Source organism: Streptomyces sp. NPDC002773, assembly GCF_040295605.1.
Classification (GTDB): Bacteria; Actinomycetota; Actinomycetes; order Streptomycetales; family Streptomycetaceae; genus Streptomyces.
This window is the reverse complement of sequence record NZ_JBEOVO010000016.1, coordinates 137515-162218: the sequence shown is the minus strand read 5'-3', so window position 1 is coordinate 162218 and position 24704 is coordinate 137515. Positions and strand designations below refer to the sequence as shown.

Below are 24704 nucleotides of genomic sequence, written 5' to 3'. Positions count from 1 at the left end.
CCCCCGGTCCCAGGAGCCGGCGCCCTGCTCCTCGTACCTCCGTCCGGAGGGTTACTCCGTGCGCAGGCCGTCCGCCCGCATCAGGCGCCACAGGACCGGCATGCTCAGCAGGGTCACGGTCGCGATCAGCGCGAGTCCGATCCCGGTGACGGGCAGGAAGACCCACCAGTCCTGGACCTGCTGCCCGCCCAGCCTCAGGAGGACGACCCCGAGGCCGAGGCCGCCCGCCACGGCGAGGACGAGCCCGAGGGCGATCGGCACCGCCGTCTGCCACAGCACCGACCAGCTCAGGGTGGAGCGCCGGGTGCCGAAGGCGACGAGCGAGGAGAGCAGCCGCTTGCGGTCCCTGAGCTGTTCCAGGGTCGCGACCAGGAGCGAGGCCGCCACCAGGAGCATCGTCAGGGTGGAGCCGACCAGGATGCCGGTGCGGACGCTGGAGAACGCCGCGTCCCGCTCGGTGTCCTTCAGGGTGCGGACCCAGGCCGTCGGGTCGATGGCCGCCGCCGTGTTCCGTACGTACTCGGCGGCGTCCGGCACGGCCGGGTCGAGCCGCACCATGGCCAGCGCGTCGGGCTCGTCGAGCCGGGCGGCGTCGATCGCCGACGGCGTGGCGAGGATGCCGTACTGGTACATGCCCGTCGGGTCGGGGCGGGAGTCCACGATCCGGGCGTCGGCGGGGATGCGCCACTGCGGCAGCGGGGCTCCCTCGGGTCGCTTCGGCGCGAGCGGGTGCGGATGCGGGTCGCGCAGGGCGACGGTGGCGCCGGGGCGTGCCGCCGCCGTGACCCGGCTGTCGTCCGGGTTGCCCTGGGCGCCGTGGGCGAGGAAGACGAAGACGTCGCCGTCCTCGCAGGAGGGCAGCGTGGCGTACTCCGTGAGGGAGGCGCAGTCGCCGACCTTGATCGAGGCCATGGGGGCGAACTCCTCGCCGCCCTTGAGGGGTCCGGGCCGCCACACGTACGACTCGACCGTGCCGATCACCGCGCTGACGCCCTCGGTCCGCTCGAACCGTTCGATCATCCCGCGGGCCTCGCCGGCGGTCCTGGCGTCGGTGCCGATCGCGAGCTGGGCGCGGGACGAGTCCTCGCCCGTGTTCCGCGTGAAGTCGTTCTCCATCGCCTGGAACAGCATCTGGAGGGCGATCGCCCCGGTCGCGGCGACGACGATGCCGCTGACCGCCCGGGCCGCGGTGCCGCTGCTGAGCTGGAGCCTGCGGACGGCGAGTTGCCAGGCGACGGGGCCCGCGTGGAGCCGCTTCACGCAGGCTTCGACGAGCCACGGCAGAAGGGTGGTGAGGCCGATCAGGGCGAGGGTGGTGCCGGTCGCGACGCCCACGGTGTCGATGTCGGTCCCGGTCGCCTGGACCTCGCCCATGTGCGGGACGAGCAGGGCCGCGCCGGCCGCGAGGAGCAGCAGCCGCCACCACAGCCGGCGGCGGCGCGGGGTGGAGGTCCGGACGACTCCGAGCGGCTCGATCGACACCCCGCGCAGGGCGAAGAGGGTCACCACGACGGAGGAGACCGGGACGGTGACGAGGACGACGGCGGCGAGCGCGGACATCGGCACGACGTCGGACGGGAAGGCGTTGACGTCCCAGAGGGTGAAGGCGCCGGCGAACTGCCGGGCCACCGCGAACAGGCCGAGGCCCACGACGAGGCCGAGCAGCGCGCCCGCGAGGGACTCGCCGGCCGCGATCCGCCGGGTCATGGCCGTGTCCGCGCCGACGAGCCGGAGCGCCGCGAGCCGCCGGTCGCGCTGCTCGCCGCCGAAGCGGACGGCGGTCGCGACGAAGACGAGGACCGGGAGGAGCAGGACGACGCAGGCGACGACGACGAGGAGGATCAGGAACGCGTTCATCGGTTCCTCGGGCACGGACCAGCCGTAGCGGGCGCCGCGCCCGTCGAAGTTCTCCGTGGTGAGGAAGTCGACGTGGGCGACGTACCGCAGCTCGGCCGGGCCGATGAGTCCGGCCTCGCCGATCGTCCCGGCGTCCTTGTAGGGGAGGCGTTCCTTGAGCAGGGCGCCCTCGGGGGAGTCGAGCAGTTCGCGGAGCGCGGGGGAGACCAGCATCTCGCCGGTCCGGGGGAACGCCGTGGCGCCCGGCGGGACCGGGGGTGCGTCGCCCTCGGGGCGCAGCAGCAGGCCGTTGACGACGTCGTCCCGGTGGACGGTGGTCTGTCCGAGGTGGAGAAAGCTGTCCGGCCGGGGCGAGGTGACCTGCTCGCTGCCGTCGACGGCGCGGACCGACTCCCGTACCTCCCGCTGGAAGAGCATGTTCGGCAGGGCGGCGGCGAGCAGCAGCAGGGCCACGCCGAAGCCGACGCCGGTCGCGGTCAGTAGGGTGCGCAGCAGGCCGGAGCGGCCGCCGGTGACCGCGAACCGGGCGCCGAGCGCCAGGTCGCGGGCCCAGGTGCGGAGGATCATGCGGCCCACTCCGCGTCCCGTACGGCTCCGTCGCGTACGACGATCTCGCGGTCGGAGTACGCGGCGACCCGGGCCTCGTGGGTGACGAGGACGACGGCGGCGCCGGTGTCCCGTGAGGCGTCGGTGAGCAACCGCATGACCCGCTCGCCGTTGAGGGAGTCGAGGGCGCCGGTCGGTTCGTCGGCGAAGATCACGCGCGGTGCGGTGACGAGCGCGCGGGCGACGGCGACGCGCTGGCCCTGGCCGCCGGATATCTCGCCGGGGCGCTTGTGCGCCGTGTCGTCGACCTCCAGGCGGGCCATCCACTCGGTGGCCCTGGCCTCGGCGGTCTTCCGCTTCTCGCCGTTGAGCCGGAGGGGGAGGGCCACGTTCTCCACGCAGGTCAGTTCGGGGACGAGCTGGCCGAACTGGAAGACGAAGCCGAAGTCGGTACGGCGCAGGGAGCTGCGCGCGGTGTCGGAGAGCGCGGTGAGTTCGCGGCCGTCGTAGGTGATGCTGCCCGCGTCGGGGCGCACGATTCCGGCCAGGCAGTGCAGCAGGGTCGACTTGCCGGAGCCGGACGGGCCCATGACGGCGACGACCTCGCCCGCCCGGAGGGAGAAGGAGGCGCCCGCGAGTGCGGGGGTCGGCCCGTAGGCCTTGTCGAGGGCGGTGGCCCGCAGGAGTGGGGTGGAGGTCATCGGCGGAGCTCCTCGGCGAGTCGGTCGAGCCGGGCGGCGGTCAGTTCCAGCCAGCGGAGGTCCGCCTCCAGGTGGAAGAGGGCGTGGTCGCAGATGAGCTGGTCGGCGAGGTCGCCGTCCTTCTTGCGCCGGGTGAGTTCGCGCATGAGGCGCAGGTGCTCGGCGCGCTGGGTGTCGAGGAGCTCGGCGGCGCCGCGGCCGGTGAGCAGGGCCAGGACGACCTTGGTGTAGAGGGTGGACTGGAGGTACGGCTCCGGCTTCTCGGGCGTGGTGAGCCACTGGGCGACATCGGTGATGCCGGCCTCGGTGATGGCGTACCGCTTCCGCTCCGGGCCGCCGCCCGCCTCGATGCCGTCGACGACGACGAGGCCGTTCTTCAGGAGCCTGGACATGGTCGAGTAGACCTGGCCGTAGTGCAGCGGCCGGTCGTGGCCGAACTTCTCATCGAAGGCGCGCTTGAGGTCGTAGCCGTGGCGCGGGCCGGACTCCAGGAGTCCCAGGAGGGTGTGACCGATGGACATGCGCGCCACTGTACATGGTGTGTATACGCACGATGTATAGCGGCCGGAGTGAAGTGGAAGGCCCGCCTCACGCAACCATCCGGTGCGCCGGAGCGTCGGTTCCTCTGGGCATGGGTGCTGATTCTCACGTCCGTAAAAGGCGTGATCGGTTGTCCTATGTCCGCATCGTCGGTTTAGCTGGCTAGCTGAGCCGACCCGGCGCGGGCGGGACACGGACCGGGGCACGCCGGGGGACACACGACGAGCGGAGCGACACGACACATGGGCCGACCGGACACGAGCAAGGCGAAGAAGCGCGGTCTGCGCCGCTTCTTCTCCTGGAAGAAGCTCCTGGGCACGTTCTTCGTGTTCTGCCTGCTCGCCATGGGCGCCCTGTACGTCGTCTACGTGATGGTCCCGGTGCCGAGCGCCAACGCCGAGGCGACGATGCAGAGCAACACCTACAAGTACGCCAACGGCAAGGTCCTCGCGCAGACCGGCGAGATAAACCGCGAGATCGTCGGCCTGGAGAAGATCCCCGAGAAGGTCCAGAAGGCGTTCGTCGCCGCGGAGAACAAGACCTTCTACGAGGACAACGGCGTCGACATCAAGGGCACCACCCGAGCCGCCTGGTCCACCATCACCGGCAAGGGCAAGCAGGGTGGTTCGACCATCACCCAGCAGTACGTCAAGAACTTCTACCTGAGCCAGGACCAGACCGCGACGCGCAAGCTCAAGGAAATGGTCATCGCCATCAAGGTCGACCAGGAGACCGCGAAGAGCGACATCCTCGCCGGGTACATGAACACCAGCTACTACGGACGCGGCGCCTACGGCATCCAGGCCGCCGCCCGCTCGTACTACGGCGTCGACGCCACCCGGCTCACCACCGCCCAGGGCGCCTACCTCGCCTCGCTGCTCCAGGCGCCCAACCAGTACGACTGGAGCTCCGCGAGCGCCACCGGCCGCAAGCTCGTCGAGGAGCGCTGGAACTACGTCCTCGACAACATGGTCGGCGAGGGCTGGCTCCCCGCCGACGAGCGCGCCGCCATGAAGTTCCCCGTCCCGCAGAAGCCCAGGCCCGCCCCCGGCATGGAGGGCCAGACCGGCTACATCGTCGAGGCCGCCAACCAGGAGCTGATGCGCCAGGGCGTCAGCGAGGAGGACATCAAGGCCGGCGGCTGGACGATCACCCTCAACATCGACGAGAAGCGGCAGCAGGCCCTCGTCAAGGCCGTCGACCGGCAGCTGGAGGCCAAGCTCGACCGCAAGGGCGACAAGAAGGACGCCACCGTCCAGGCCGGCGCCACCTCCGTCGACCCGAAGACCGGGGCGGTCGTCGCCATGTACGGCGGCGTCGGCGCCACCGAGCATTGGACGTCCAACGCGACCCGCCGCGACTACCAGCCCGCCTCCACCTTCAAGCCGGTCGTCCTCGCCGCCGCCCTCGACACGGGCGCGGACACCCAGGACGGGCGGGAGATCGGTCTCGGCACGGTCTACGACGGCGACAGCAAGCGCAAGGTCGTCGGCAGCGACATCGCCTTCGCGCCGGAGAACGAGGACGACCGCAGCTACGGCCCCGTCACCGTCCAGAAGGCCACCGACAAGTCCATCAACTCGGTCTTCGCCCAGATGATCGTCGACGTCGGCGAGGGCACCACCAAGAAGACCGCGCTCGCCCTCGGCATGAAGGACGGCGCGGACTTCGGCGAGACCCCCGCCATGTCGCTCGGCACCATGGGCGCCTCGACCCTGGACATGGCCGGCGTGTACGCCACGCTCGACAACCACGGCAAGAAGGTCACCCCGACCCTCGTGAAGGCCGCCTCGCACAAGGACCGCGTGCACCAGCCCCAGAACGCGATCGGCGAGCAGGTCATCAGCCGCGAGGCCGCCGACACCGTCACCAAGGCCATGCAGGGTGTCGTCCAGAACGGCTCCGGCTTCCGCGCCGCCGGCGACTACGAGGCCGCCGGCAAGACCGGAACCTCCGAGAACAACCGTTCCGCCTGGTTCGTGGGCTACACCCCCGAACTCGTCACCGCCGTCGGCCTCTTCGGCGAGGACACCAAGGGCAACCAGGTCACCCTCACTGACACCATCAACCCGGGCCGCGCCAACGGTGGCCGTACGCCGGCGCAGATCTGGGGCGACTACACGACCGGCGCCCTCGGCGGCGGCTCCGACGCCTCCTTCGACCTGGAGACGGACAGCTGGACCCCCACCGAGCCGAACCCGGAGCCCACCCGGACGACCGAGGCACCGACACAGGAGCCGACGACGCAGGCGCCGACCACGCGGGCCCCCGACCCGACGCGCCCGCCGACCACCACGGCCACCACGCCGCCGGAGCCGACGCGGGACCCGGTCACCACGCCGCCCCAGCCCACCGGCAAGCCGACCGTGACCGGCGAACCCTCGCCCCCGCCGTCGATCGAACCGCCGGACGCGGGCACCGAGCCCGGGAACGGGCCCACCAGCCGTCCGACGCGGTAGCGACATGACGAAGGCCGGACCCCCATGCGGGGTCCGGCCTTCTCCTTCGTCGTTCGGCCTTCTCTTTCGGGTCCGGGTGCGGACGTCAGGGGGTCGCCAGCTCGAACCAGACCACCTTGCCGCCCGAAAGACGCGTCGCACCCCACCGCCGCGCGAGGCGGTTCACCAGGAACAGGCCGCGCCCGCCCTCGTCGGTGTCGCGCGCCCGCCGCTGCCGGGGCAGCTGCGGCGAGTCGTCGCCGACCTCGCAGCGCAGCACGTCCGTCCGGAGCAGCCGCAGGGTCACCGGGCGTTCCGCGTACCGCACGGCGTTCGTCACGACCTCGCTGATGAGCAGCTCCACCGAGTCCGTCAGCTCCTCCAGGTCCCAGCGGGCGAGCGCCCGCCGGGCGAGCCGCCGGGCCCGCCCAGGGGCCGCGTCCTCCGGCTCCAGGAACCAGTACGCCACGTCGCTCGGCGCGATCCCGTCGAAACGGGCCGCGAGCAGCGCGATGTCGTCGTCCCGGTCGCCAGGACCCAGCATGTCGAGGACGTCGTCGCAGAGCGCCTCAAGCGGCGGCGAGTGGTCCGGACCCGTGAGCTGCGCCGTCGCCTCCAGGCGCTCCCGCAGCTGCTCGATCCCGGTCCACACGTCCCGCAGCCGGGACTCCACCAGACCGTCCGTGTACAGCAGCAGTGTGGCTCCGGCGGGCGCGTCCAGCTCGACCGCCTCGAAGTCCACCCCGCCCACCCCGATCGGGGCGCCCGGCGGTACCCGCAGCACCTCGGCGCGGCCGCCGAGGTGCAGCAGTATCGGCGGCGGATGGCCCGCGTTGGCGACGGTGATCCGGTGCGAGACCGGGTCGTACACCGCGTACATACAGGTCGCCATCCGGTTCTCGCCGAGCCGCTGCGCCTGCTCGTCCAGGTGGTGCAGGACCTCCTGCGGCGGCAGGTCCAGCCCCGCCAGGGTCTGCGCGGTGGTGCGCAGCTGGCCCATGATCGCCGCCGAGGTCATGGAATGGCCCATGACGTCGCCCACGACCAGGGCGACCCGGCTGCCGGGCAGCGGGATCGCGTCGTACCAGTCACCGCCCACCCGGGCGGTCTCGGCGGCCGGCAGATAGCGCGAGGCGAGCTTGACGCCGGTCGGCTGCGGCAGCGAGTCCGGCAGCATCGTCCGCTGGAGCTCGTCCGCGATGTACGCCTCACGCCCGTAGAGCACGGCCTTGTCGATGCCGAGCGCGGTGTGCGTGGCCAGCTGCGCCGCGACCAGCAGGTCGTTGGGTTCAAAACCGGCCCGCTCGGGGCGGCGCAGGAACACGGCCGCGCCGATCACCCGGCGCCGGCCGCGCAGCGGCGCGAGGACCGCCCGCAGCCCGCCGGGCAGCGGATGCTCGGGACCGAGCAGCTCGGTCAGCGCGGTCCTGGCGGCGGCGGAGTCGCCGAACACCGGCCGCACCCCGCGCAGCACCTCGGCGAGCGCCCCGCCGGACCGCACCTCGCAGAGTTCGGCCGCGGGGGTCGGATCCGGGTCGGGTACGAGGACGAGCTCCTCGCCCTCCAGATCGCTTAACCGCAGCCGGTCCGTGCGGCGGAGGCGCAGCACGAACGGCGCCACCGGGCGTTCGTCGCCCACCGGCAGCGGGTCGCGGAGGTATACCAGGATCTCGTCGGAGAAGGTCGGCACGGTCGCCCGGCACAGACCGAGGACGATCTCGTCCAGGTCGATGCCGCGCGCGATGCGCCGGGTCGCCGCCCCGACGAACCGCAGCCGGTCGCCCTCGCGTCGAGTGGCGGTGTCCCCGCCGCGGAGTCCGCCCGAGGGCTGAGGGGACACGGCGACGGCGACGGCGCCGGGTGTGCCGGGGCCTCCGGGGCCGCCGGATGCGGGCGTGCCGGGTGTGCCGGCGGTGGGGGGCGTCGCCGGACCGCCGCCGGGCGCGGGCGTCGCCGACGGCGCCTGCGCGACCGGCGCCCCCTGCCCCGGGGCCGTCGGGCCGCCCGCCTGGGCGGGCAGGTCGGAGGGCAGGCCGGCCGCCGCCTCCTGGCGAGGGCGCGCGCGTTCCTGCGGCCGGGCAGCCAGGGGCTGCCGGCCTTCGTGGGAGGTGGGATGCTCCGTCACGCGTGGGATTCCGTCCGTCCGGGCCGGTGGTGCGATGCACTCGCTCTTCTCGCCGATGCCGCGCCTTCGGCGGGGATAAACCCCTTGTGTACGGCGGATGTGGAGGCTCCGCGAACCGCGGCTACGGCAGGGGGCGTGACACCCGGGCAGACGTCCGGCACTGCTCTCCCCCTCGTGGATGACTTCTGGTCAGTTCCTGTGCTGTGCTCGGCCGCTGACGGGCCGTCCGGTGGGTCTGACAGGACGTCGGTTCGGTCTGACGTGCCGTTCGTTCCGCTTCTGCCGTGCGGAGGACGATCCTACGTTTGAACCCCGGGGGCGCAACAAGGGTCTCACGGTGCCATGTGAGCGGGAGTCCGGTCCCAGTCGGCCGGCAGCTCCGGAACCCGCCAGCCCGGATCGGGCCGCCAGTCCTCCCAGCCGTCCGCGAACGGCGCCCCCCACGCCGTGATCCGGTCCACCGCCCGCTGCCCCGCCTCCCGCACCCGCGCGGCCTGCGCCGGGCTCATCAGGCCGGACCGCTGGGCCTGCGCGAACTCGTCCTCGTCCCGCCACAGCCAGCTGCGGTCGGGGTAGACGGAGATGTCGAGGAAGTGGTCCTCGGAGTCGAAGCCGCCGGACCACCGGACCCGCGGCTCCTCCAGGTTCACGTACCAGCTGCGGAAGCGCCACCCGCGCTCCCAGAACAGCCACACCGACCACGGGTCGCCGGGGCGCGCCAGCTTCAGGACCCCGCTGCCGAACCACCGCGCGCGCTCCGTGGTGCGCGCGGCGGTGTAGCGGGTGGCGAGCGGCTCCTCGTGCACGGGAGTGCCGTCGACGAGCACGGGGCGGACGCACTCCGTGCCGGGGGCCATCCAGACGGCGAGCAGCTCAGGCGTGTCCTGCACGACCGTCACCGGCCGGCAGATGTGCACCTCGCCGGTGCCGTTGCCGCGGTAGCGCCAGAGGACGTGGTCCCCCGGCGCCCAGTGCTGAGAGCCGCCCGATCCTGTCATGCGCAGATCTTAGGGGGTGCCCCCGGGCCTACGGGTGGGTCATCCGCAGGACGTCCAATGCCTCGTCCAGCTGCTCGACCGTCAGGTCGCCGCGTTCCACGTACCCGGACTCGATCACCACCTCGCGGATGGTCTTCCGCTCGGCGAGGGACCTCTTCGCGACCTTCGCGGCCTCCTCGTACCCGATGTACTTGTTCAGCGGGGTGACCACGGACGGCGAGGACTCGGCGTACTCGCGCGCCCGCTCGACGTTGGCGGTGATCCCGTCCACCGTACGGTCGGCGAGCAGCCGGGACGCGTTGGCGAGCAGCCGTACCGACTCCAGGAGGTTCTTCGCCATCACCGGCAGCATGACGTTGAGCTCGAAGTTCCCGGCCGCGCCCGCCACCGCCACGGTGGTGTCGTTTCCGGTCACCTGCGCGGCGACCATGAGGACCGCCTCGGGGATCACCGGGTTGACCTTGCCCGGCATGATCGACGAGCCGGGCTGGAGGTCGGGGAGGTTGATCTCGGCGAGGCCCGTGCGGGGCCCGCTGGCCATCCAGCGCAGATCGTTGGCGATCTTGGTGAGCGAGACGGCGACGGTACGGAGCTGCCCGGACGTCTCCACGAGCGCGTCACGCGCGCCCTGCGCCTCGAAGTGGTCGCGGGCCTCGGTCAGCGGCAGCCCGGTCGCGCGGGCGACCTCCGCGATGACGGCCGCCGAGAAGCCGGCCGGCGTGTTGATGCCGGTGCCCACCGCCGTACCGCCGAGGGGGAGTTCCGCGAGCCGGGGGAGCGCGGCGCGCAGCCGCTCGACGCCGTACCTGACCTGGGCGGCGTACCCGCCGAACTCCTGGCCGAGGGTGACCGGGGTGGCGTCCATCAGATGCGTACGGCCGGACTTCACCACCGTCGCGAATTCGGCCGATTTTCGCTCAAGGGCGGCGGCCAGGTGGTCGAGGGCGGGGATCAGGTCGCGGGTGACGGCGCCGGTGGCCGCGATGTGGATGGAGGAGGGGAACACGTCGTTGGAGGACTGCGAGGCGTTCACATGGTCGTTGGGGTGGACCTCGCGGGGCTCGCGGCCCTCGGCGCCCTCCAGAAGCCGCTCGGTGGCGAGGGTGGCGATCACCTCGTTGGTGTTCATGTTGGACGAGGTGCCCGAGCCGGTCTGGAAGACGTCCACCGGGAAGTGCTCGTCCCAGCGCCCCTCGGCGACCTCCGCCGCCGCCGAGACGATGGCCTCCGCGCGGTCCCGGTCGATCACCCCGAGGTCCGCGTTGACCTGGGCGGCGGCGGCCTTGATCCGGGCCAGGGCCTCGATGTGGGCGCGCTCCAGGCGCTGGCCCGAGACCGGGAAGTTCTCCACCGCCCGCTGGGTCTGGGCCCGCCACTTGGCGTGCGCGGGGACCCGCACCTCACCCATGGAGTCGTGCTCGATCCGGTAGTCCTCGGCGTCGTTCATTTTCTCAACCTCCTACAAAAGATGAGCACTTGTCTTGTTCGATGTATTCCCAACACGCGTACCGGCCAGTAAAAACCGTGGGTAACCCCACTTCCAGGAGGCGCAATGACGCGCACCAGGTACAGACTCCGCTGGCCCATCGCCGTCGTCGCCGCGGCCGCAGCCACGCTCGGCACGATGACCGCCGCCGCCCCGGCCGGCGCGACCGGAACCGGCACGACGGCGGTCACGGCCGCCGTACCGCTCCCGCCCGACCTCGAGGCGATCCGGGCCGCCGAGGCCACGAAGATCTACGGCAGCCCCGAGGAGCGCCCGCTCGCCCAGCGGAGGACCGGCCTGATCTCGCTCGGCGACAGCGAGATCTCGGGTGAGGGCGTCGGCACGTACGAGCCCCCCACCAACGGCCCCACCAACTGGTGCCACCGCTCGCCCGACGCCGCCATCCACCGCACCGGGATCGCCGCGGACCTCACCTTCAACGTGTCCTGCTCCGGCGCGTACTCCGGAAACATCCGGATCGGCGGCTCGAAGCAGTACGCCGACGAGCTCGTCCAGAGCGACAACCTCGCCATCAAGGCGCGCAACACCCGCATCAAGATGGTCCTGCTCGTCGCCGGAGCCAACGACGACCTCCAGTTCGGGCCCGTGATGACGGACTGCGTCACGCGGTACCTCACCCTCCAGGGCCCCTGCGAGCCGAAGTACGCCCCCGGCTGGCAGGCCCGCGTCGACGGACTCGTCCCCAAGGTCGAGCAGACCGTGCGCGACCTCAAGAGCGTCATGCGCGGCGCCGGATACGCCGACGGGGACTACAAGCTCGTCCTCATGGGCTACCCCAGCCCCATCGGCCCCGACTTCAACGACAACCCCGACTTCCCCGGGAAGCTCGCCTGCGGCGGACTCGGCTACGACTCCGACACCGTCTGGGGCCGCAACACCGCCGTCCCCGCCTTCGAACGCGGGATGCGCGCGGCCGCCGCCTCCACCGGAGCCGTCTACCTCGACAACTCGCGGCTCTTCCACGGCCACGAGGTCTGTATGGAGGACCCCTGGGCCCGGGGCCTCTACATCGACCTCTCCAAGCCCGGGACGCCCGACGAGAACTCGGTGCGGCAGTCCTTCCACCCCAACGCGCGCGGGCACGCCGCCTTCGCGTCCTGCCTCACCCAGATCTACGACTCCGGCGCCCGCGAGGCCAGTTGCGCCGACGTCAACTCCACGGGCAGGCCGACGCTCTTCCCGCTCGCCTGGGACGACGCGTACAAGCCGCTGAAGAACGGCGCCACCGCCAACTGCCTGGACGTGGACAGCGCCCGGAGCGCCAACGGCACCCGGGTCTTCGGCTGGGACTGCCACGGCGGCCGCAACCAGCTCTGGTGGTACGACTCCGCCCGCCAGACCGTCCACACCGGGCTCACCCAGGACCGCTGCCTCGACGTGCCCAGCACCTCGTACGCGGCGGGCACGGCGCTCGTTCTCTGGAACTGCCACGGCGGCGCCAACCAGAGGTTCGTCCGTGACGGCGCCACGATCCGGCCCGCCGCCGCGACCGGGCAGTGCCTCACGCTGAGCGCGGCGAAGCAGCAGGTCAGGCTGCAGAACTGCGACGGCTCGGCCGGCCAGAAGTTCGCGTAGACCCGCGCGGTAGGGAACGCCGTGGCCCCCGTCCCACCCGGACGGGGGCCACACCCGCAGGCCGTGGGAGGCGCGCTCAGGTGGAGTCAGAGGACCTTGAGAGTCGTACGGGCCAGTTCGTACGCCGGGAGCATCTCCTGGTGCTCCTCGCTGTCGAGCCCGCCGAGGTGCACGATCACCGTCCCCTTCTTCGGGGTCGCGACGGCGAAGGCCCGCTCCTCCTTCGACTCCTCCATCAGGTCGTTGTAGACCGTGTACGTCACCTCGGTGACGCGCAGTGCGCCGCCGGCCGCGGTCTCCTTGTAGACGGCCTTCGAGACGCCCTTCTCCGCCTTCACGAAGCCTTCGAGGGCGGCCCGGGCGGGCCCCGTGCCGGCCGCCGTCCACACGCGCAGGAACCCGATGTTCCCGGCCGGCTTGGCGTCCACCTCGCAGCGGATGACGGCCGGCCCCTGGTGCGTGAGCGCCGCGAACTCCGGGTCCTCGGGATTCTTGATGGCCTTCGGCTTCCACTTCTCCGCCACCGCGAAGGAGACGGGGAGCGCGCACGCGGTGCCGGAACCGCCGACGCTCACCCCCGAAGCCGCCGCGACGGCCGGCGCCTGGGTGGCGGGTGCCCGGGAGGCGGGCGGGGCCTCGGTGGCCGGCGCCCCCGGTCGTGCGCCCTGCGTCACCTCGGGCATCGGCTCGACAGCGCCGCAGCCCGTCAGTGTCAGCCCCGCCACCAGCGCGGCGGCGAGCGGGGCCAGGGTCCGTATCGGGTGTCTCATGCGCGTCAGCGTAGCTCCGGGCCGCAGCGGCGCCGGACGGGCGGACCCGGGCCGTGAGCCGGACAATGTGAAGCGGACCCCAGAGGGGCGTCCCGCGCCCCGCAGCAGGCAGGAGGCAGAACATGTTCCGGAGCTTCAGGAGGATCCGCGTGCTCGGGGCCTGCGCGGTCGCGACCGGTGCCTTCACCGCCGTCGCCGTCGCCGCCGCCCCCGTCGCCGCCGTCCCGGCCGCCGCCGCCAACGGTTTCGAGTTCACCGTCTACGCCAAGGAGATCCCCGGCGAGGCGGGCGAGGAGACCGGGCAGGCGCCCAAGGTCGGGGACTCCTTCGCGTTCGCCGAGGACCTCTACCGTTCCAAGGGCGGCGAGAAGATCGGCCGGGACGGCGTGAGCTGCACCGTCGTACGCGCCGGCAACCCCAGCGACATGATGTGCGTGGGCACCTTCGTCCTGAACGGCGGCCCCGGCGGGCAGCTGACGGGCCAGGCCATGGTGTCGTTCGATCCGGCCGACGAGACGCTCGCCGCCTTCGACATCGCCGTCACCGGCGGCACCGGCGACTTCAAGGACGCGCGCGGCACCATCCGCTCGACCCCGGACGGCGACCACTCGAAGCTCGACTTCCACATCAGGCCCTGAGGAGGGACCTGATCAGCCCCTGAGGAGGGACCCGCAGACCCGTCACCGCAGTGCCGCGGACTCCCACTCCTCGTGGGCGGTGCGGACGCGCTGCCACAGCTCCGCCCGCGCGCCGGCGTCGACGTCGGTCAGGTCCAGCCGGAACACACCGGCCAGCACGCCGTACCAGTCGTCGGCCGAGTCGATGGTCCGGTCGTCCGTGCCCCCGGCGTCGATCCGGCGCAGCACACAGCCCCGCAGCACGTCCACGCCCTTGGCGTCGCGGAGCTGGGCGGTGAGGACCCGGACGAAGGGGGAGTCGGGGGAGGTGGAGAGACGTTCGTGCTCCGCGGCGAAGGAGGACAGCTCCACGGGCTCCGGCGCGAAGTCCATCCCCGTGAACGAACCGCGTGGGTCATGGGTGAACCGCCAGCCGCCGGGCGCCGCGTCCGAGGGGACCATCGTGTAGGTGAACGGCCCCTGGGTGTACGTGCCTTCGCGCAGCGGCAGCGGCTCGTACATTCCGCAGCCGAGCCCGGCGTCGACCAGCCACCGCTCGCCGTCGAGCCGCACGGTGAGCGCGAGATGGTCGCCGTGCGCGCCCGCGGGGTCCGCGGGGGTGCCCTGCACCCCGGCCCGGTGCAGGGTGATGTCGTAACCGAGGGCCGAAAGCAGCTCGCTGAAGGCCCCGTTGAGGTGGAAGCAGTAGCCGCCGCGCCCGCGCAGGACCCGGGCCGCGGATCCCGCGGCGTCGATGCCCGTCGGCCGCCCCAGATGGATGTCGAGGTTCTCGTAGGCGACCCGCTCCACGTGCGCCCGGTGCAGTGCCCACAGCGCCTCGGCGGTCGGGGCGGCCGGCCGGGCCACCCCGAGCACGGCCAGATACCCGTCGACGTCGATCATGATCCCCCTCGGTGTTCGAACAGGTGATCAGTTTAGTCGGCGGGAGGGCCAACGGCTGGGGTTCGTCGGGCGGTTGTCAGGAGAGCTTGCCGCCGTAGTCGGGCAGCTTGAACGCCCGCTCGGCGTGGCCGCCGACGATGTCCGTGGTGTTGTTGCCGATGTTGGCGATGATCGTGTAGCCCTTGGCCTCGATCTCCGCGCGCTTCGCCGTCTTGTACGCGCTGACCTCGGCGAACAGGTCCGGCAGTGAGCGCACGTACAGACCGTCGACCGGGTAGCCGGCCTGCTTCAGGTTCCAGTCCGTGAGGGAGTGGAGGATGCCCGGGCGGGCGGTGACGAAGAAGACGTCCACCCCGCGCGCGTGGGCGTCGTCGACCAGGTCGCGGACCTCCGGGATGGCCGGGGTCGGCAGCTCCCAGAACGGGTGGAAGTCCGTCTCCAGGGAGCTGTTGTCGATGTCGAGGACGATCGCCTGCTTCTCGCGGCCGGCGTCCTCGGAGCGCTCCTCGACGTACGGGCGGGCCTCGGCGACCACGGCCGCCACGTCCCGCCGCCAGGTCGCGTAGTCGACGTCCTTGAGGGCGGCGGTGGACGTGAGGTGGGTGTCGGGGTCGGCGGCGGAGGCGGAGGGCGCGGTACCGACGACGAGGAACGCGGTCAGGGCGAGTGCGCCCGTGGTCCCGGCGGCGGCGCGCCTGCGGAGGGGGGTGGGGGGTGTGGAGGGCATGGGGGGCTCCCGAGGGGTCGACCGGCTCAGTGGTTGACATGCTCGCGACCCATACTGGCCAGTAGGCGTCGGAAGGGCTACCAGTCGGTAGCGACTTTCTGAGCGGAGCGCGACGAAGCCCCCGTCCTCAGGAACTCACCTGGGGACGAGGGCTTCGCGAGAGCGGGAGGGGATCAGCCGAGGCCGGGACCCCGCACCGGGATGTGCGTGAACGTCGGCTCGGGGGCCGGGTTCTGGAAGAAGTCGTTGCCCTTGTCGTCCACGACGATGAACGCGGGGAAGTCCTCGACCTCGATCTTCCAGACCGCCTCCATGCCGAGCTCCTCGTACTCGACGACCTCGACCTTCTTGATGCAGTCCTGCGCCAGCCGCGCCGCCGGGCCACCGATCGAGCCGAGGTAGAAGCCGCCGTGGCTGCCGCAGGCGTTCGTGACCTGCTGCGAGCGGTTGCCCTTGGCCAGCATGACCTTCGAGCCGCCCGCCGCCTGGAACTGCTCCACGTACGAGTCCATGCGGCCGGCCGTCGTCGGGCCGAAGGAACCGGAGGCGTACCCCTCGGGGGTCTTCGCGGGGCCCGCGTAGTAGACCGGGTGGTCCTTCAGGTACTGCGGCATCTCCTCGCCCGCGTCCAGGCGCTCCTTGATCTTGGCGTGCGCGATGTCGCGCGCCACGACCAGCGGGCCGTTGAGGGAGAGGCGGGTCTTGACCGGGTACTTGGTCAGCTCGGCCAGGATGTCGTCCATCGGCTGGTTGAGGTCGATCGTCACGACGTCGGAGGCCTCGTCGAGGTGGTCCTCGGTCGTCTCCGGCAGGAAGCGGGCCGGGTCCGTCTCCAGCTGCTCCAGGAAGACGCCCTCGGCGGTGATCTTCGCGACGGCCTGGCGGTCGGCCGAGCAGGAGACGGCGATCGCGACGGGCAGCGAGGCGCCGTGGCGGGGAAGGCGGACGACCCGGACGTCGTGGCAGAAGTACTTGCCGCCGAACTGCGCGCCGATGCCGATCTTCTGCGTCAGCTCGAAGACCTTCTCCTCGAGCTCCTTGTCGCGGAAGCCGTGACCGGTCTCGGCCGAGCCCTCGGAGGGCAGCTCGTCCAGGTAGTGCGCGGAGGCGTACTTCGCGGTCTTGAGCGCGAACTCGGCGCTCGTGCCGCCGACGACGATCGCCAGGTGGTACGGAGGGCAGGCCGCCGTACCGAGCGAGCGGATCTTCTCCTCCAGGAACTTCATCATGCTCGCCTCGTTGAGGACGGCCTTCGTCTCCTGGTAGAGGAAGGACTTGTTGGCGGAGCCGCCGCCCTTGGCCATGAAGAGGAACTTGTACGCGCCGCCGTCGGTGGCGTACAGCTCGATCTGCGCGGGCAGGTTCGAGCCGGTGTTCTTCTCCTCCCACATGGTGACCGGGGCCATCTGCGAGTACCGCAGGTTGAGCTTGGTGTACGCGTCGTAGATGCCCTTGGAGAGGGCCTCCTCGTCGCGGCCCGGGGTCAGGACGTTCTGGCCGCGCTTGCCCATGACGATCGCGGTGCCCGTGTCCTGGCACATGGGGAGGACGCCCGCGGCGGCGATGTTCGCGTTCTTGAGGAGGTCGAGCGCGACGAACTTGTCGTTCGACGAGGCCTCGGGGTCGTCGATGATCCGGCGCAGCTGGGCCAGGTGGGCCGGGCGCAGGAAGTGCTGGATGTCGTGGATCGCCTCGGCGGCCAGGGTGCGCAGCGCCTCCGGCTCGACCTTGAGGAACGTACGGCCGTCGGCCTCGAAGGTGGAGACACCTTCGGAGGTCACCAGGCGGTAGGGCGTGGTGTCCTCTCCCAGGGGGAGCAGATCGGAGTACGCAAACTCTGGCATGGGGGCCATTCCTCACTCGGCAAGACGGCGCACCGCCTCCGTTGGCAGTGCGCCCTCCAGCGTAGAACGCGGGCCGGGCCCCGGTCCTGTGAGGTAAGGCTCACTTGGAGCGGGGATCACGCCGGAGTGGCGGGGTGGGGGTGGGGGCGCGCTTTTCAGGGACCCGCTCAGGGACTCGCGCGGCCGGTCTTCCGGGGTAGCCAGGCGTTCCCTCTGGGACCCGCGCGGCCGGTCTCTCGGCGGTGGTCGCGAACCGGCCTCTCCGCCGGTCCGTTCGGGGCGTTGTCCACAGGTCGCGGCCCCGCCCTCTGGTCGCGATCTATCGCGTTTCGCTAGGCTGGCTCCGTGGACCTCGAAAAGCAGCCCGAACCCGCGTCCGAACCCGCGTCCGGAAAGCAGCCGCAGCCGCAGCCCCAGGCGCAGGCGCAGCAGCCGGCCGTGCCCGCCGAGACCGGCTTCGCCGATCCGCGGGGCTCGTTGCGAGCCTCGGACGCGGACCGGGACCGGATCGCGGACATCCTCAGGGACGCCCTCGCGGAGGGGCGGCTCGACCCCGAGGAGCACTCGGACCGGATCGACGCCGTCCTCCGGGCCAAGACGGTGGGCGAGCTGGAGCCGATCGTCCGTGACCTGCCGGCGGCGGGGACGGGGACCCGCCAGGAGCCCGAGCCGGCCTACGCCTACGGGGCCGACGACCAGGGCGGCCCCGCCGACAGCCTCGTCGCGATCTTCTCCAGCACCACCCGCAAGGGCCGTTGGCGGGTGGGCCGCAGGACGAACGCCTTCGCGCTCTTCGGGAACATCGAGATCGACCTGACCGAGGCGATCTTCGCCCAGCGGCTCACCACCATCAACGCCACCTCCATCTTCGGCAACGTCGAGGTGCGGGTCCCGGAGAACATCAGCCTGCGGGGCAACGGCAGCGGGGTCTTCGGCAACTTCGAGGTCGTGACCCTGGAGGGCGTCGACCCCCAGGCCCCGGTCGTCGTCATCAACGGCTACTCCGTCTTCGGCAACGTGGAGGCGAGACCCAAGCGCGGCAAGTGGATCACCGACCTCCAGGACAAGCTCCGCAAGCACCTCGGCCACTGACACCTCAACGGCTCGGAGGGTGACCGGAATTCGCCCTCGGTTGTCCGCAGAGCGGAACGGCGCGGGACGCGGTGCATAGGCGCGCGCACAGCGGGTAAGGCTGGTGCATCGCCGCTCGCTCGCGAAGTCGTCGTCAGGAGTAGACCGTGCTGCAACCGCCGCATCAGCCCCTCCAGGTCGCCGCCGTGCCCCCTCAGCGCGCCCCTGCCCGGGAGGACGAGGCCGGTCCCTGGCACGCGGAGGCGGTGTGCCGCCGGGACGAGGCCGGGCTGTTCTTCGCGCCCTCCAAGGAGCCGACCGCCGCGCGGCTCGCGCGTGAGGCGGCGGCGAAGCGGGTCTGCGGGCGCTGTCCGGTGATGGTCGAGTGTCGGGAGCACGCGCTGCTCCAGCCCGAGCCGTACGGGGTGTGGGGCGGGCTGACCGCGGCGGAGCGCCGCGTCGCCCTGGCCCGGCGCCGGCGGCGCGAGGTGGAACTGAGGAAGGCGGCCGCGACGGAGCGGATCGCCCAGGCGGGCTGAGGGCCGCCGAGAGCGGACCCCGTCGCCGTCCCCGTACGGGAAAGGGCGCCCCCACCGCACAGGGGGGGCGCCCCTCTTCGTACCCGCGAGGCAGGCTCGGACCGGATCGGCTCGACTCAGCCTGGCTCAGCGCAGCTCGGCTCAGGCGGCGGCCCGCCCGGGTTCGGGTCAGTTCGCGCGATCGAAGTCGATCTTGCTGTACGCGCGCAGCTTCGAGAGCCGGTGCGTGGAGTCGATCTGGCGGATCGTGCCGGACTTCGAGCGCATGACGAGCGACTGCGTGGTCGCCGTCTCGGCGCGGTAGCGGACCCCGCGCAGCAGCTCCCCGTCGGTGATGCCGGTCGCGACGAAGAACACGTTGTCGCCGCTGACCAGGTCGTTCGTGGAGAGGACCCGGTCCAGGTCGTGGCCCGCGTCGAGCGCCTTCTGCCGCTCGGCCTCGTCCTTCGGCCACAGCTTGCCCTGGATGACACCGCCGAGGCACTTGATGGCGCAGGCGGAGATGATGCCCTCGGGGGTGCCGCCGACGCCCATGAGCATGTCGACGCCGGTGCCCTCGCGGACGGCCATGATCGAACCGGCGACGTCGCCGTCCGAGATGAACTTGATCCGGGCGCCGGTCTCGCGGATCTCCTTGACGATGCCCTCGTGGCGGGGGCGGTCCAGGATCATGACCGTGATGTCCTCGGGCGAGGAGTTCTTCGCCTTGGCGACCCGGCGGATGTTGACCGAGACGGGGGCGTTGATGTCGACGAAGTCGGCGGCCTCGGGGCCGGTGACCAGCTTGTCCATGTAGAACACCGCGGACGGGTCGAACATGGTGCCGCGGTCGGCGGCGGCCAGGACGGCGATCGCGTTCGGCATGCCCTTGGCGTTGAGCGTGGTGCCGTCGATCGGGTCGACGGCGATGTCGACCTCGGCGCCGGTGCCGTCGCCGACCCGCTCGCCGTTGAAGAGCATGGGGGCTTCGTCCTTCTCGCCCTCGCCGATGACGACCACGCCGTTCATCGAGACGGTGGAGATCAGGGTCCGCATGGCGTTGACCGCCGCGCCGTCCGCGCCGATCTTGTCCCCGCGGCCGACCCAGCGGCCGGCGGCCATGGCGGCGGCCTCGGTGACGCGGACCAGCTCGAGGGCGAGGTTGCGGTCGGGGGCCTCGGGGGAGACCACGAGCTCGGGCGGCAGATTCTGCTGCTCGGTCATCGGAACGCACCTTTCTGTACGGCGACGGCCGGTTAAGGGAGGGTGCTGCGACTCTATCGGTACGTCGACAAAATGAGCAGAGGGGCCCACGTATGAGCACGCGACCGTGATGCGACCATGGGGGGCGTGGCAGGTATGCGAGGCAGGCAGACGGTACGCGGGATGTTCCAGTCCCTCGGGGTGATCTTGGTCGCCGCGGGAGTGATGTATCTCTTCATCCCGCACGACGAGAGCGCCGACCCGGTCAAGGCGAAGGACTACCGGGTCGAGCTCCTGACGGCTCAGCGGGCGGCGCCGTATCCGGTGCTGGCCCCCGAGGGCCTCGGTGAGGGGTGGAAGGCGACGGTCGTCTCGTACAAGCGGGACAACGCCGACGCCTGGCAGCTCGGCTTCCTCTCCCCGGACACGCAGTACGTGGCGATCCACCAGTCGACGGCGGCCGCGAACACCTTCGTGCCGGACGTCACCCACCGGGCGAAGAACACCGGGAAGACGCAGACGGTGGCGGGCCAGGTCTGGCAGCGCTGGGAGGGCCCGAAGTACGACGCCCTCGTCCGCGTGGACGGCGGGGCGACGACGGTGGTGACCGGCACGGCGTCCTTCGAGCAGCTGGCCGAGATGGCGGGCGCGCTCCGGTCGAAGAAGGTCTGAGCGGGCACCGGTAGCGGTGCAGGCGTACGGGAAGGGCCCCGCACTCGTGGAGTGCGGGGCCCTTCCTGCGTACCGTCGGGCTCAGACGGTGGTGACGACGTCCTCGTAGGACAGGCGCGGGGAGCGCGGGAACCAGGCGTCCTCGCCCGGCTTGCCGATGTTGACGACCATCAGCGGGGTGTGGTCGTCGTCCAGGAACTCCTTCTGGAGGCCGGCGAAGTCCAGGCCGGTCATCGGGCCCGCGGCCAGGCCGGCGGCGCGGACGCCCACGATGAAGTACGCGGCCTGGAGGGCGGCGTTCAGGACGGCGGACTGCTCGCGGACCGGGCGCTCGGCGAAGAACATGTCCTTGGCCTGCGGGAAGTGCGGGAGCAGGGCCGGGAGCTCCTCGTGGAACTCGTTGTCGGCGGAGAGGATCGCGACGAGCGGGGCCGCGGCGGTCTTGGGCTGGTTGCCCTCGGCCATGTGCTTGACCAGGCGCTCGCGGGCCTCGGGGGAGCGGACCAGGGTGATGCGCAGCGGGGTCTGGTTGAAGGCGGTCGGGCCGTACTTCACCAGGTCGTAGATCGCCTGGACCTGCTCGTCGGTCACCGGCTCGTCGGCGAACGTGTTGGCGGTGCGGGCCTCGCGGAAGAGGAGGTCCTGGGCGGCGGGGTCAAGGGCGAGAGACATGCTGCGTACCTTCCGGACTGCAAAGGGGGGTCGCTCGTACGGGGTTCAAGCGATGTCCTCGACACTACGCCGATGATTGATGAAACTTCAACTAATCCATCCGGATAGTGATCCGCTTCACTCGGAGTCTACGTCAGCTCGCGTCCCGACCGGGCCTTACACCGGCCGGGGCCGGCGGGGCCTACGCCGGCCCCCGCCCCCGCCGCGCCCCTTTCGCCTAGGCCTCCGCCTCAGGCCTCCGCCTCAGGCCCCCGCCTAGGCCTCCGTCTCCGCCTCCGCCGCGCGCTCCGCCGCGAGCGAGGCGTCCAGCCGGGCCCTGGCCCCTTCGAGGCGGCGCCGGCAGACCTTCGCGAGCTCCTCGCCGCGCTCCCAGAGCGCGAGCGAGTCCTCGAGGGACGTCCCGCCCGCCTCAAGGCGCCGTACGACCTCGATCAGCTCGTCCCGCGCCTCCTCGTACCCGAGCGCCGCCTCGTCCGCACCCGTTCCCGTTCCCGTTCCCGCACCCGCACCCGCACCCGTACCCGTGCCCGCTGCCATGTGCCGCTCCACCCTCCGTGTCCGGTTCTCTCTGCCCTGCATGCTCTCTGGATGTCCGTTCAGGCCGGGTCGGCCACGCGGCGCACCGCGAACTCGCCCTCCGCGACCCGCGCCCGCAGCTCCTCGCCCTCCGCGGCCTCCTCCGGTGAGCGGACCACCGAGCCGTCCGCCCGCTGGAGCACCGCGTACCCCCGCTCCAGTGTCGCGGCGGGCGACAGTGCCCTGACCCGCGCCCGCGTGTGCGACAGCTCGGAGTCCGCCCGGTCCAGGAGGTGCCCGAGGACCCGCCGACTCCGGGCGAGCAGCGCCGCCACCTCGTCCTCGCGGACCTCGACCATGCGCTGCGGATGCTCCATGACGGGCCGCGCGAGCGCGTGCGCGAGGCCCCGCTCCTCCCGGTCGAGGAGCCCCCGGACCGTCCGCAGCGCCCGGTCCCGCAGCCCGCGCACCCGCTCCAGCTCCTCGCCGACGTCCGGCACGACCTTCTTCGCCGCGTCCGTCGGCGTCGAGGCGCGCAGGTCGGCCACCAGGTCGAGGAGGGGCGCGTCCGGTTCGTGCCCGATCGCCGAGACCACCGGGGTACGGCACTCGGCCACGGCCCGGACGAGCTGCTCGTCCGAGAACGGCAGCAGGTCCTCGACGCTGCCGCCGCCGCGGGCGACGATGATCACGTCCACGTCCTCGTGCGCGTCGAGCTCCTTGACCGCCTGGACGACCTGCGGAACCGCCTTCACGCCCTGCACCGCCACGTTCCGCACCTCGAAGGCGACGGCGGGCCAGCGCCGCCGCGCGTTCTCCAGGACGTCCCGCTCCGCCGCCGACGCACGGCCGCAGACGAGCCCGATCCGGTGCGGCAGGAACGGCAGCGACTTCTTCCGGTCGAGCGCGAACAGCCCCTCGGCCGCCAGGCTCCGCTTCAGCTGCTCCAGGCGGGCGAGCAGCTCGCCGATGCCGACCGGCTTGATCTCCACCGCCCGCAGCGACAGCTGCCCGCGCGGCGCGTACCACTCGGGCTTCGCGTGCACGACGACCCGGGCGCCCTCCGACACGATGTCCGCGACGGCGTCGAAGACCTGGCGGTAGCAGGTGACGCCGATGGAGATGTCGTACGAGGGATCGCGCAGCGTGAGGAAGACGACCCCGGCGCCGGGGCGCCGCGACAGCTGCGTGATCTGCCCCTCGACCCAGATCGCCCCGAGCCGGTCGATCCACCCCCCGATCAGCCGGGAGACCTCACCGACGGGAAGCGGTGCTTCGGCGGACGTGTTCAGACCCATGGACCGAGCGTAACGGCGCGGTACGACAACGCCAGGGTGCGCGGCACGACAACGCCAGGGTGCGCGGTACGACAACCCGGCCCCGGCCTCTCCTCGTACGGCAGCCCTACCGCTCCACCGGTGTCCGCGTCGCGCCCTGCACGGCGAGCACCACCAAACCCACTCCCAGCCACACCACACCCACCACCTGCGCCGCGGCCGAGGCCTCGACGATGACCGCGATCAGGATCAGTGCGCCGAGCACCGGAAGGACGACGTGCTTCAGCCAGTGCGGCGGCCCCTCCGCCCTCCGTACCGCGAACCAGCCCACCACGCTCGCGTGCAGCAGGACGAAGGCCGTCAGCGCGCCGACGTCGACGACCGACACCAGGTGGTCGAGGCCGTCGTCCCGGCGGGCCGCCCACACCGCCGCGATCATCGTCACCGTCGCGGCCACGAGCAGCGCCACCCGGGGCACGCCCCCGTCCGTCCGGGCGAGCACGTGCGGCAGGCGCCGGTCGCGGCCCATCGCGAAGAGGAGCCGGCCGCCGGCCGCCTGCCCGGCGAGCGCCGCGAAAGCCGCGCCGATGGCCTTGGACACGGCCACGAGGTCGTGCAGCCAGCTGCCGACCGAGGTCTCCACGGCGTCGTAGAAGGCCGAGCCCTGCTTCCCGGGATCCGCCGCGAGCTCGGCGGAGGAGACCGGTTCGAGGAGCGCGACCAGCCAGGACTGCGCAACGAAGAGGACGCCCGCGAGGGCCAGGCAGAACAGCACCGCCCGCGCCACCTTCGCCGAACCGCCCGTGACCTCCTCCGCGAAGGAGGCGATGGCGTCGAAGCCCAGGTAGGACAGGACGGCCACCGACACCGCGCCCACCACCGCCGCGAGCGAGAACGAGACGTCCCCGGTGAGCGGCGACCACCAGTCGCGCCGTGCCCCGTCCCGTACGAGCACCACCACGGCCGAGACGACGAAGACAAGCAGCACGATGATCTCCATCGCGAGCACGGCGAAGCCGACCCGGGCGGCGGCCCGTACACCCCAGAGATTGAGCAGGGTGGTGACGACGACGGCGATCCCGGTCCACACCCACCGGTCCACCTCCGGCACCAGCGCCTCCATCGCGATACCCGCGAAGAGGTAGGCGACGGCCGGGATGAGCAGGTAGTCGAGCATCGCCATCCAGCCGGCGACGAATCCCGGCCCTTCGCCGAGACCTTTACGCGCGTACGTGAAGACGGAGCCGGCCTGCGGAGCGACCCGCACCATCTGCGCGTAACTGAACGCCGTGAACGCCATGGCGACGGTGGCCACGACGTACACGAGTGCGACCGCGCCGCCGGACTTGGCGTCGAGCGTGCCGAAGACGCCGACGGGCGCCATGGGGGCGATGAAGAGCAGCCCGTAGACGACCAGGTCACGGAACCCGAGGTTCCGCCGAAGCGCCGTATGGTCCCCGGGATCAGACTGGCCCCCCGGCTCCGTCCGGTCCCCGCGCTCCGCGCGGCCCCCGCGCCCCGGCTGCTTCCCGTCCCCCGAGTGCTCCCCGTCCCCCGCCACCTGCGATTCCTCGGCCATGGCGACAGTTTCGGCCACGGCGCCGATCAAACCGCTCACCGACGCGGC

21 protein-coding genes are annotated in these 24704 nt (G+C 71.9%); 6 read left to right on the top strand and 15 right to left on the bottom strand.

Annotated features, from left to right (window positions below; translation table 11 throughout):
* Positions 1–51: 51 nt before the first annotated feature.
* Genes ABT034_RS20890 through ABT034_RS20880 form a run of 3 tightly spaced genes read right to left on the bottom strand, consistent with a single transcriptional unit; the run spans position 52 to position 3625 of the window.
* Positions 52–2424, bottom strand: a complete 2373-nt coding sequence (locus tag ABT034_RS20890) for an FtsX-like permease family protein (RefSeq protein ID WP_351217254.1) — start codon at positions 2422–2424, stop codon at positions 52–54.
* Entirely contained in the window at positions 2421–3104 is a 684-nt protein-coding gene (locus tag ABT034_RS20885) for an ABC transporter ATP-binding protein (RefSeq protein ID WP_351217252.1), read from the bottom strand. Before ABT034_RS20885 ends, ABT034_RS20890 begins: the two co-directional genes overlap by 4 nt.
* Positions 3101–3625: a PadR family transcriptional regulator gene (locus ABT034_RS20880; protein WP_351217250.1), complete on the bottom strand. Its 525-nt coding sequence runs from the start codon at positions 3623–3625 to the stop codon at positions 3101–3103. Before ABT034_RS20880 ends, ABT034_RS20885 begins: the two co-directional genes overlap by 4 nt.
* A gap of 261 nt (positions 3626–3886) precedes the next feature.
* On the opposite strand from ABT034_RS20880, the gene ABT034_RS20875 reads away from it, so the two are divergent.
* Complete coding sequence (locus tag ABT034_RS20875; RefSeq protein WP_351217248.1) at positions 3887–6103, top strand: transglycosylase domain-containing protein; 2217 nt, start codon at positions 3887–3889, stop codon at positions 6101–6103.
* 85 nt (positions 6104–6188) lie between these two features.
* Here ABT034_RS20875 and ABT034_RS20870 read toward each other — a convergent pair whose 3' ends face one another.
* The 3 genes from ABT034_RS20870 to ABT034_RS20860 all read right to left on the bottom strand — a co-directional run bounded on the left by ABT034_RS20870 (position 6189) and on the right by ABT034_RS20860 (position 10652).
* Complete coding sequence (locus ABT034_RS20870) at positions 6189–8207, bottom strand: SpoIIE family protein phosphatase (RefSeq protein WP_351217246.1); 2019 nt, start codon at positions 8205–8207, stop codon at positions 6189–6191.
* Between the two features lie 332 nt (positions 8208–8539).
* The gene (gene fomD, locus ABT034_RS20865; RefSeq protein ID WP_351217244.1) at positions 8540–9205 is read right to left on the bottom strand and encodes a cytidylyl-2-hydroxypropylphosphonate hydrolase; all 666 of its coding nucleotides are present in this window, start codon (positions 9203–9205) and stop codon (positions 8540–8542) included.
* 28 nt (positions 9206–9233) lie between these two features.
* Positions 9234–10652, bottom strand: a complete 1419-nt coding sequence (locus ABT034_RS20860) for a class II fumarate hydratase (RefSeq protein ID WP_351217242.1) — start codon at positions 10650–10652, stop codon at positions 9234–9236.
* Between the two features lie 105 nt (positions 10653–10757).
* On the opposite strand from ABT034_RS20860, the gene ABT034_RS20855 reads away from it, so the two are divergent.
* On the top strand, positions 10758–12287 hold the full coding sequence (locus tag ABT034_RS20855; RefSeq protein ID WP_351217240.1) for a ricin-type beta-trefoil lectin domain protein: 1530 nt from the start codon (positions 10758–10760) through the stop codon (positions 12285–12287).
* A gap of 86 nt (positions 12288–12373) precedes the next feature.
* On the opposite strand, the gene ABT034_RS20850 is transcribed toward ABT034_RS20855, so the two are convergent.
* The gene (locus ABT034_RS20850; RefSeq protein WP_351217238.1) at positions 12374–13057 is read right to left on the bottom strand and encodes a lipoprotein; all 684 of its coding nucleotides are present in this window, start codon (positions 13055–13057) and stop codon (positions 12374–12376) included.
* Positions 13058–13179: 122 nt separating this feature from the next.
* On the opposite strand from ABT034_RS20850, the gene ABT034_RS20845 reads away from it, so the two are divergent.
* Positions 13180–13695 (top strand): hypothetical protein, encoded by a 516-nt coding sequence (locus tag ABT034_RS20845; protein ID WP_351217236.1) that lies wholly within the window; start codon positions 13180–13182, stop codon positions 13693–13695.
* Between the two features lie 42 nt (positions 13696–13737).
* On the opposite strand, the gene ABT034_RS20840 is transcribed toward ABT034_RS20845, so the two are convergent.
* The 3 genes from ABT034_RS20840 to ABT034_RS20830 all read right to left on the bottom strand — a co-directional run bounded on the left by ABT034_RS20840 (position 13738) and on the right by ABT034_RS20830 (position 17148).
* Entirely contained in the window at positions 13738–14577 is an 840-nt protein-coding gene (locus ABT034_RS20840) for an arylamine N-acetyltransferase family protein (protein WP_351217234.1), read from the bottom strand.
* A gap of 76 nt (positions 14578–14653) precedes the next feature.
* Positions 14654–15304 carry an HAD family acid phosphatase gene (locus ABT034_RS20835; protein WP_351217232.1) on the bottom strand — a complete coding sequence of 217 codons (651 nt, stop codon included), beginning with the start codon at positions 15302–15304 and terminating at the stop codon, positions 14654–14656.
* A 173-nt stretch (positions 15305–15477) separates the two neighbouring features.
* Entirely contained in the window at positions 15478–17148 is a 1671-nt protein-coding gene (locus tag ABT034_RS20830) for a fumarate hydratase (RefSeq protein WP_351217230.1), read from the bottom strand.
* Between the two features lie 345 nt (positions 17149–17493).
* Here ABT034_RS20830 and ABT034_RS20825 point away from each other — a divergent pair, with 345 nt between their 5' ends.
* A complete protein-coding gene (locus tag ABT034_RS20825) occupies positions 17494–18240 on the top strand; it encodes a DUF1707 SHOCT-like domain-containing protein (protein ID WP_351217228.1) in 747 nt (248 codons plus the stop codon).
* A gap of 146 nt (positions 18241–18386) precedes the next feature.
* A complete protein-coding gene (locus tag ABT034_RS20820; protein WP_056551586.1) occupies positions 18387–18758 on the top strand; it encodes a WhiB family transcriptional regulator in 372 nt (123 codons plus the stop codon).
* A gap of 168 nt (positions 18759–18926) precedes the next feature.
* Here ABT034_RS20820 and glpX read toward each other — a convergent pair whose 3' ends face one another.
* Complete coding sequence (gene glpX / locus ABT034_RS20815; protein ID WP_351217226.1) at positions 18927–19961, bottom strand: class II fructose-bisphosphatase; 1035 nt, start codon at positions 19959–19961, stop codon at positions 18927–18929.
* Positions 19962–20078: 117 nt separating this feature from the next.
* Between glpX and ABT034_RS20810 the strand changes: the two genes are divergently transcribed.
* Complete coding sequence (locus tag ABT034_RS20810; protein ID WP_351217224.1) at positions 20079–20612, top strand: DUF4245 domain-containing protein; 534 nt, start codon at positions 20079–20081, stop codon at positions 20610–20612.
* Positions 20613–20693: 81 nt separating this feature from the next.
* On the opposite strand, the gene ABT034_RS20805 is transcribed toward ABT034_RS20810, so the two are convergent.
* The 4 genes from ABT034_RS20805 to ABT034_RS20790 form a co-directional block, all read right to left on the bottom strand.
* Positions 20694–21284, bottom strand: a complete 591-nt coding sequence (locus tag ABT034_RS20805) for a malonic semialdehyde reductase (RefSeq protein WP_351217222.1) — start codon at positions 21282–21284, stop codon at positions 20694–20696.
* 255 nt (positions 21285–21539) lie between these two features.
* Positions 21540–21821, bottom strand: coding sequence for an exodeoxyribonuclease VII small subunit (locus ABT034_RS20800; protein WP_351217220.1), 282 nt, complete (start codon positions 21819–21821; stop codon positions 21540–21542).
* A 59-nt stretch (positions 21822–21880) separates the two neighbouring features.
* Complete coding sequence (gene xseA / locus ABT034_RS20795; RefSeq protein ID WP_351217218.1) at positions 21881–23098, bottom strand: exodeoxyribonuclease VII large subunit; 1218 nt, start codon at positions 23096–23098, stop codon at positions 21881–21883.
* A gap of 106 nt (positions 23099–23204) precedes the next feature.
* A complete protein-coding gene (locus ABT034_RS20790) occupies positions 23205–24656 on the bottom strand; it encodes an APC family permease (protein WP_502973004.1) in 1452 nt (483 codons plus the stop codon).
* Between the last annotated feature and the right edge of the window lie 48 nt (positions 24657–24704).

Coding starts and splice junctions, on each gene's coding strand:
- ABT034_RS20830 (WP_351217230.1), bottom strand. CDS start 17,148: ATGCCAGAGTTTGCGTACTCCGATCTGCTCCCCCTGGGAGAGGACACC.
- ABT034_RS20840 (WP_351217234.1), bottom strand. CDS start 14,577: ATGATCGACGTCGACGGGTATCTGGCCGTGCTCGGGGTGGCCCGGCCG.
- ABT034_RS20890 (WP_351217254.1), bottom strand. CDS start 2,424: ATGATCCTCCGCACCTGGGCCCGCGACCTGGCGCTCGGCGCCCGGTTC.
- ABT034_RS20810 (WP_351217224.1), top strand. CDS start 20,079: ATGGGGGGCGTGGCAGGTATGCGAGGCAGGCAGACGGTACGCGGGATG.
- ABT034_RS20885 (WP_351217252.1), bottom strand. CDS start 3,104: ATGACCTCCACCCCACTCCTGCGGGCCACCGCCCTCGACAAGGCCTAC.
- ABT034_RS20790 (WP_502973004.1), bottom strand. CDS start 24,656: ATGGCCGAGGAATCGCAGGTGGCGGGGGACGGGGAGCACTCGGGGGAC.
- ABT034_RS20835 (WP_351217232.1), bottom strand. CDS start 15,304: ATGCCCTCCACACCCCCCACCCCCCTCCGCAGGCGCGCCGCCGCCGGG.
- ABT034_RS20845 (WP_351217236.1), top strand. CDS start 13,180: ATGTTCCGGAGCTTCAGGAGGATCCGCGTGCTCGGGGCCTGCGCGGTC.
- ABT034_RS20850 (WP_351217238.1), bottom strand. CDS start 13,057: ATGAGACACCCGATACGGACCCTGGCCCCGCTCGCCGCCGCGCTGGTG.
- fomD (WP_351217244.1), bottom strand. CDS start 9,205: ATGACAGGATCGGGCGGCTCTCAGCACTGGGCGCCGGGGGACCACGTC.
- ABT034_RS20860 (WP_351217242.1), bottom strand. CDS start 10,652: ATGAACGACGCCGAGGACTACCGGATCGAGCACGACTCCATGGGTGAG.
- xseA (WP_351217218.1), bottom strand. CDS start 23,098: ATGGGTCTGAACACGTCCGCCGAAGCACCGCTTCCCGTCGGTGAGGTC.
- ABT034_RS20880 (WP_351217250.1), bottom strand. CDS start 3,625: ATGTCCATCGGTCACACCCTCCTGGGACTCCTGGAGTCCGGCCCGCGC.
- ABT034_RS20855 (WP_351217240.1), top strand. CDS start 10,758: ATGACGCGCACCAGGTACAGACTCCGCTGGCCCATCGCCGTCGTCGCC.
- ABT034_RS20805 (WP_351217222.1), bottom strand. CDS start 21,284: ATGTCTCTCGCCCTTGACCCCGCCGCCCAGGACCTCCTCTTCCGCGAG.
- ABT034_RS20875 (WP_351217248.1), top strand. CDS start 3,887: ATGGGCCGACCGGACACGAGCAAGGCGAAGAAGCGCGGTCTGCGCCGC.
- ABT034_RS20800 (WP_351217220.1), bottom strand. CDS start 21,821: ATGGCAGCGGGCACGGGTACGGGTGCGGGTGCGGGTGCGGGAACGGGA.
- glpX (WP_351217226.1), bottom strand. CDS start 19,961: ATGACCGAGCAGCAGAATCTGCCGCCCGAGCTCGTGGTCTCCCCCGAG.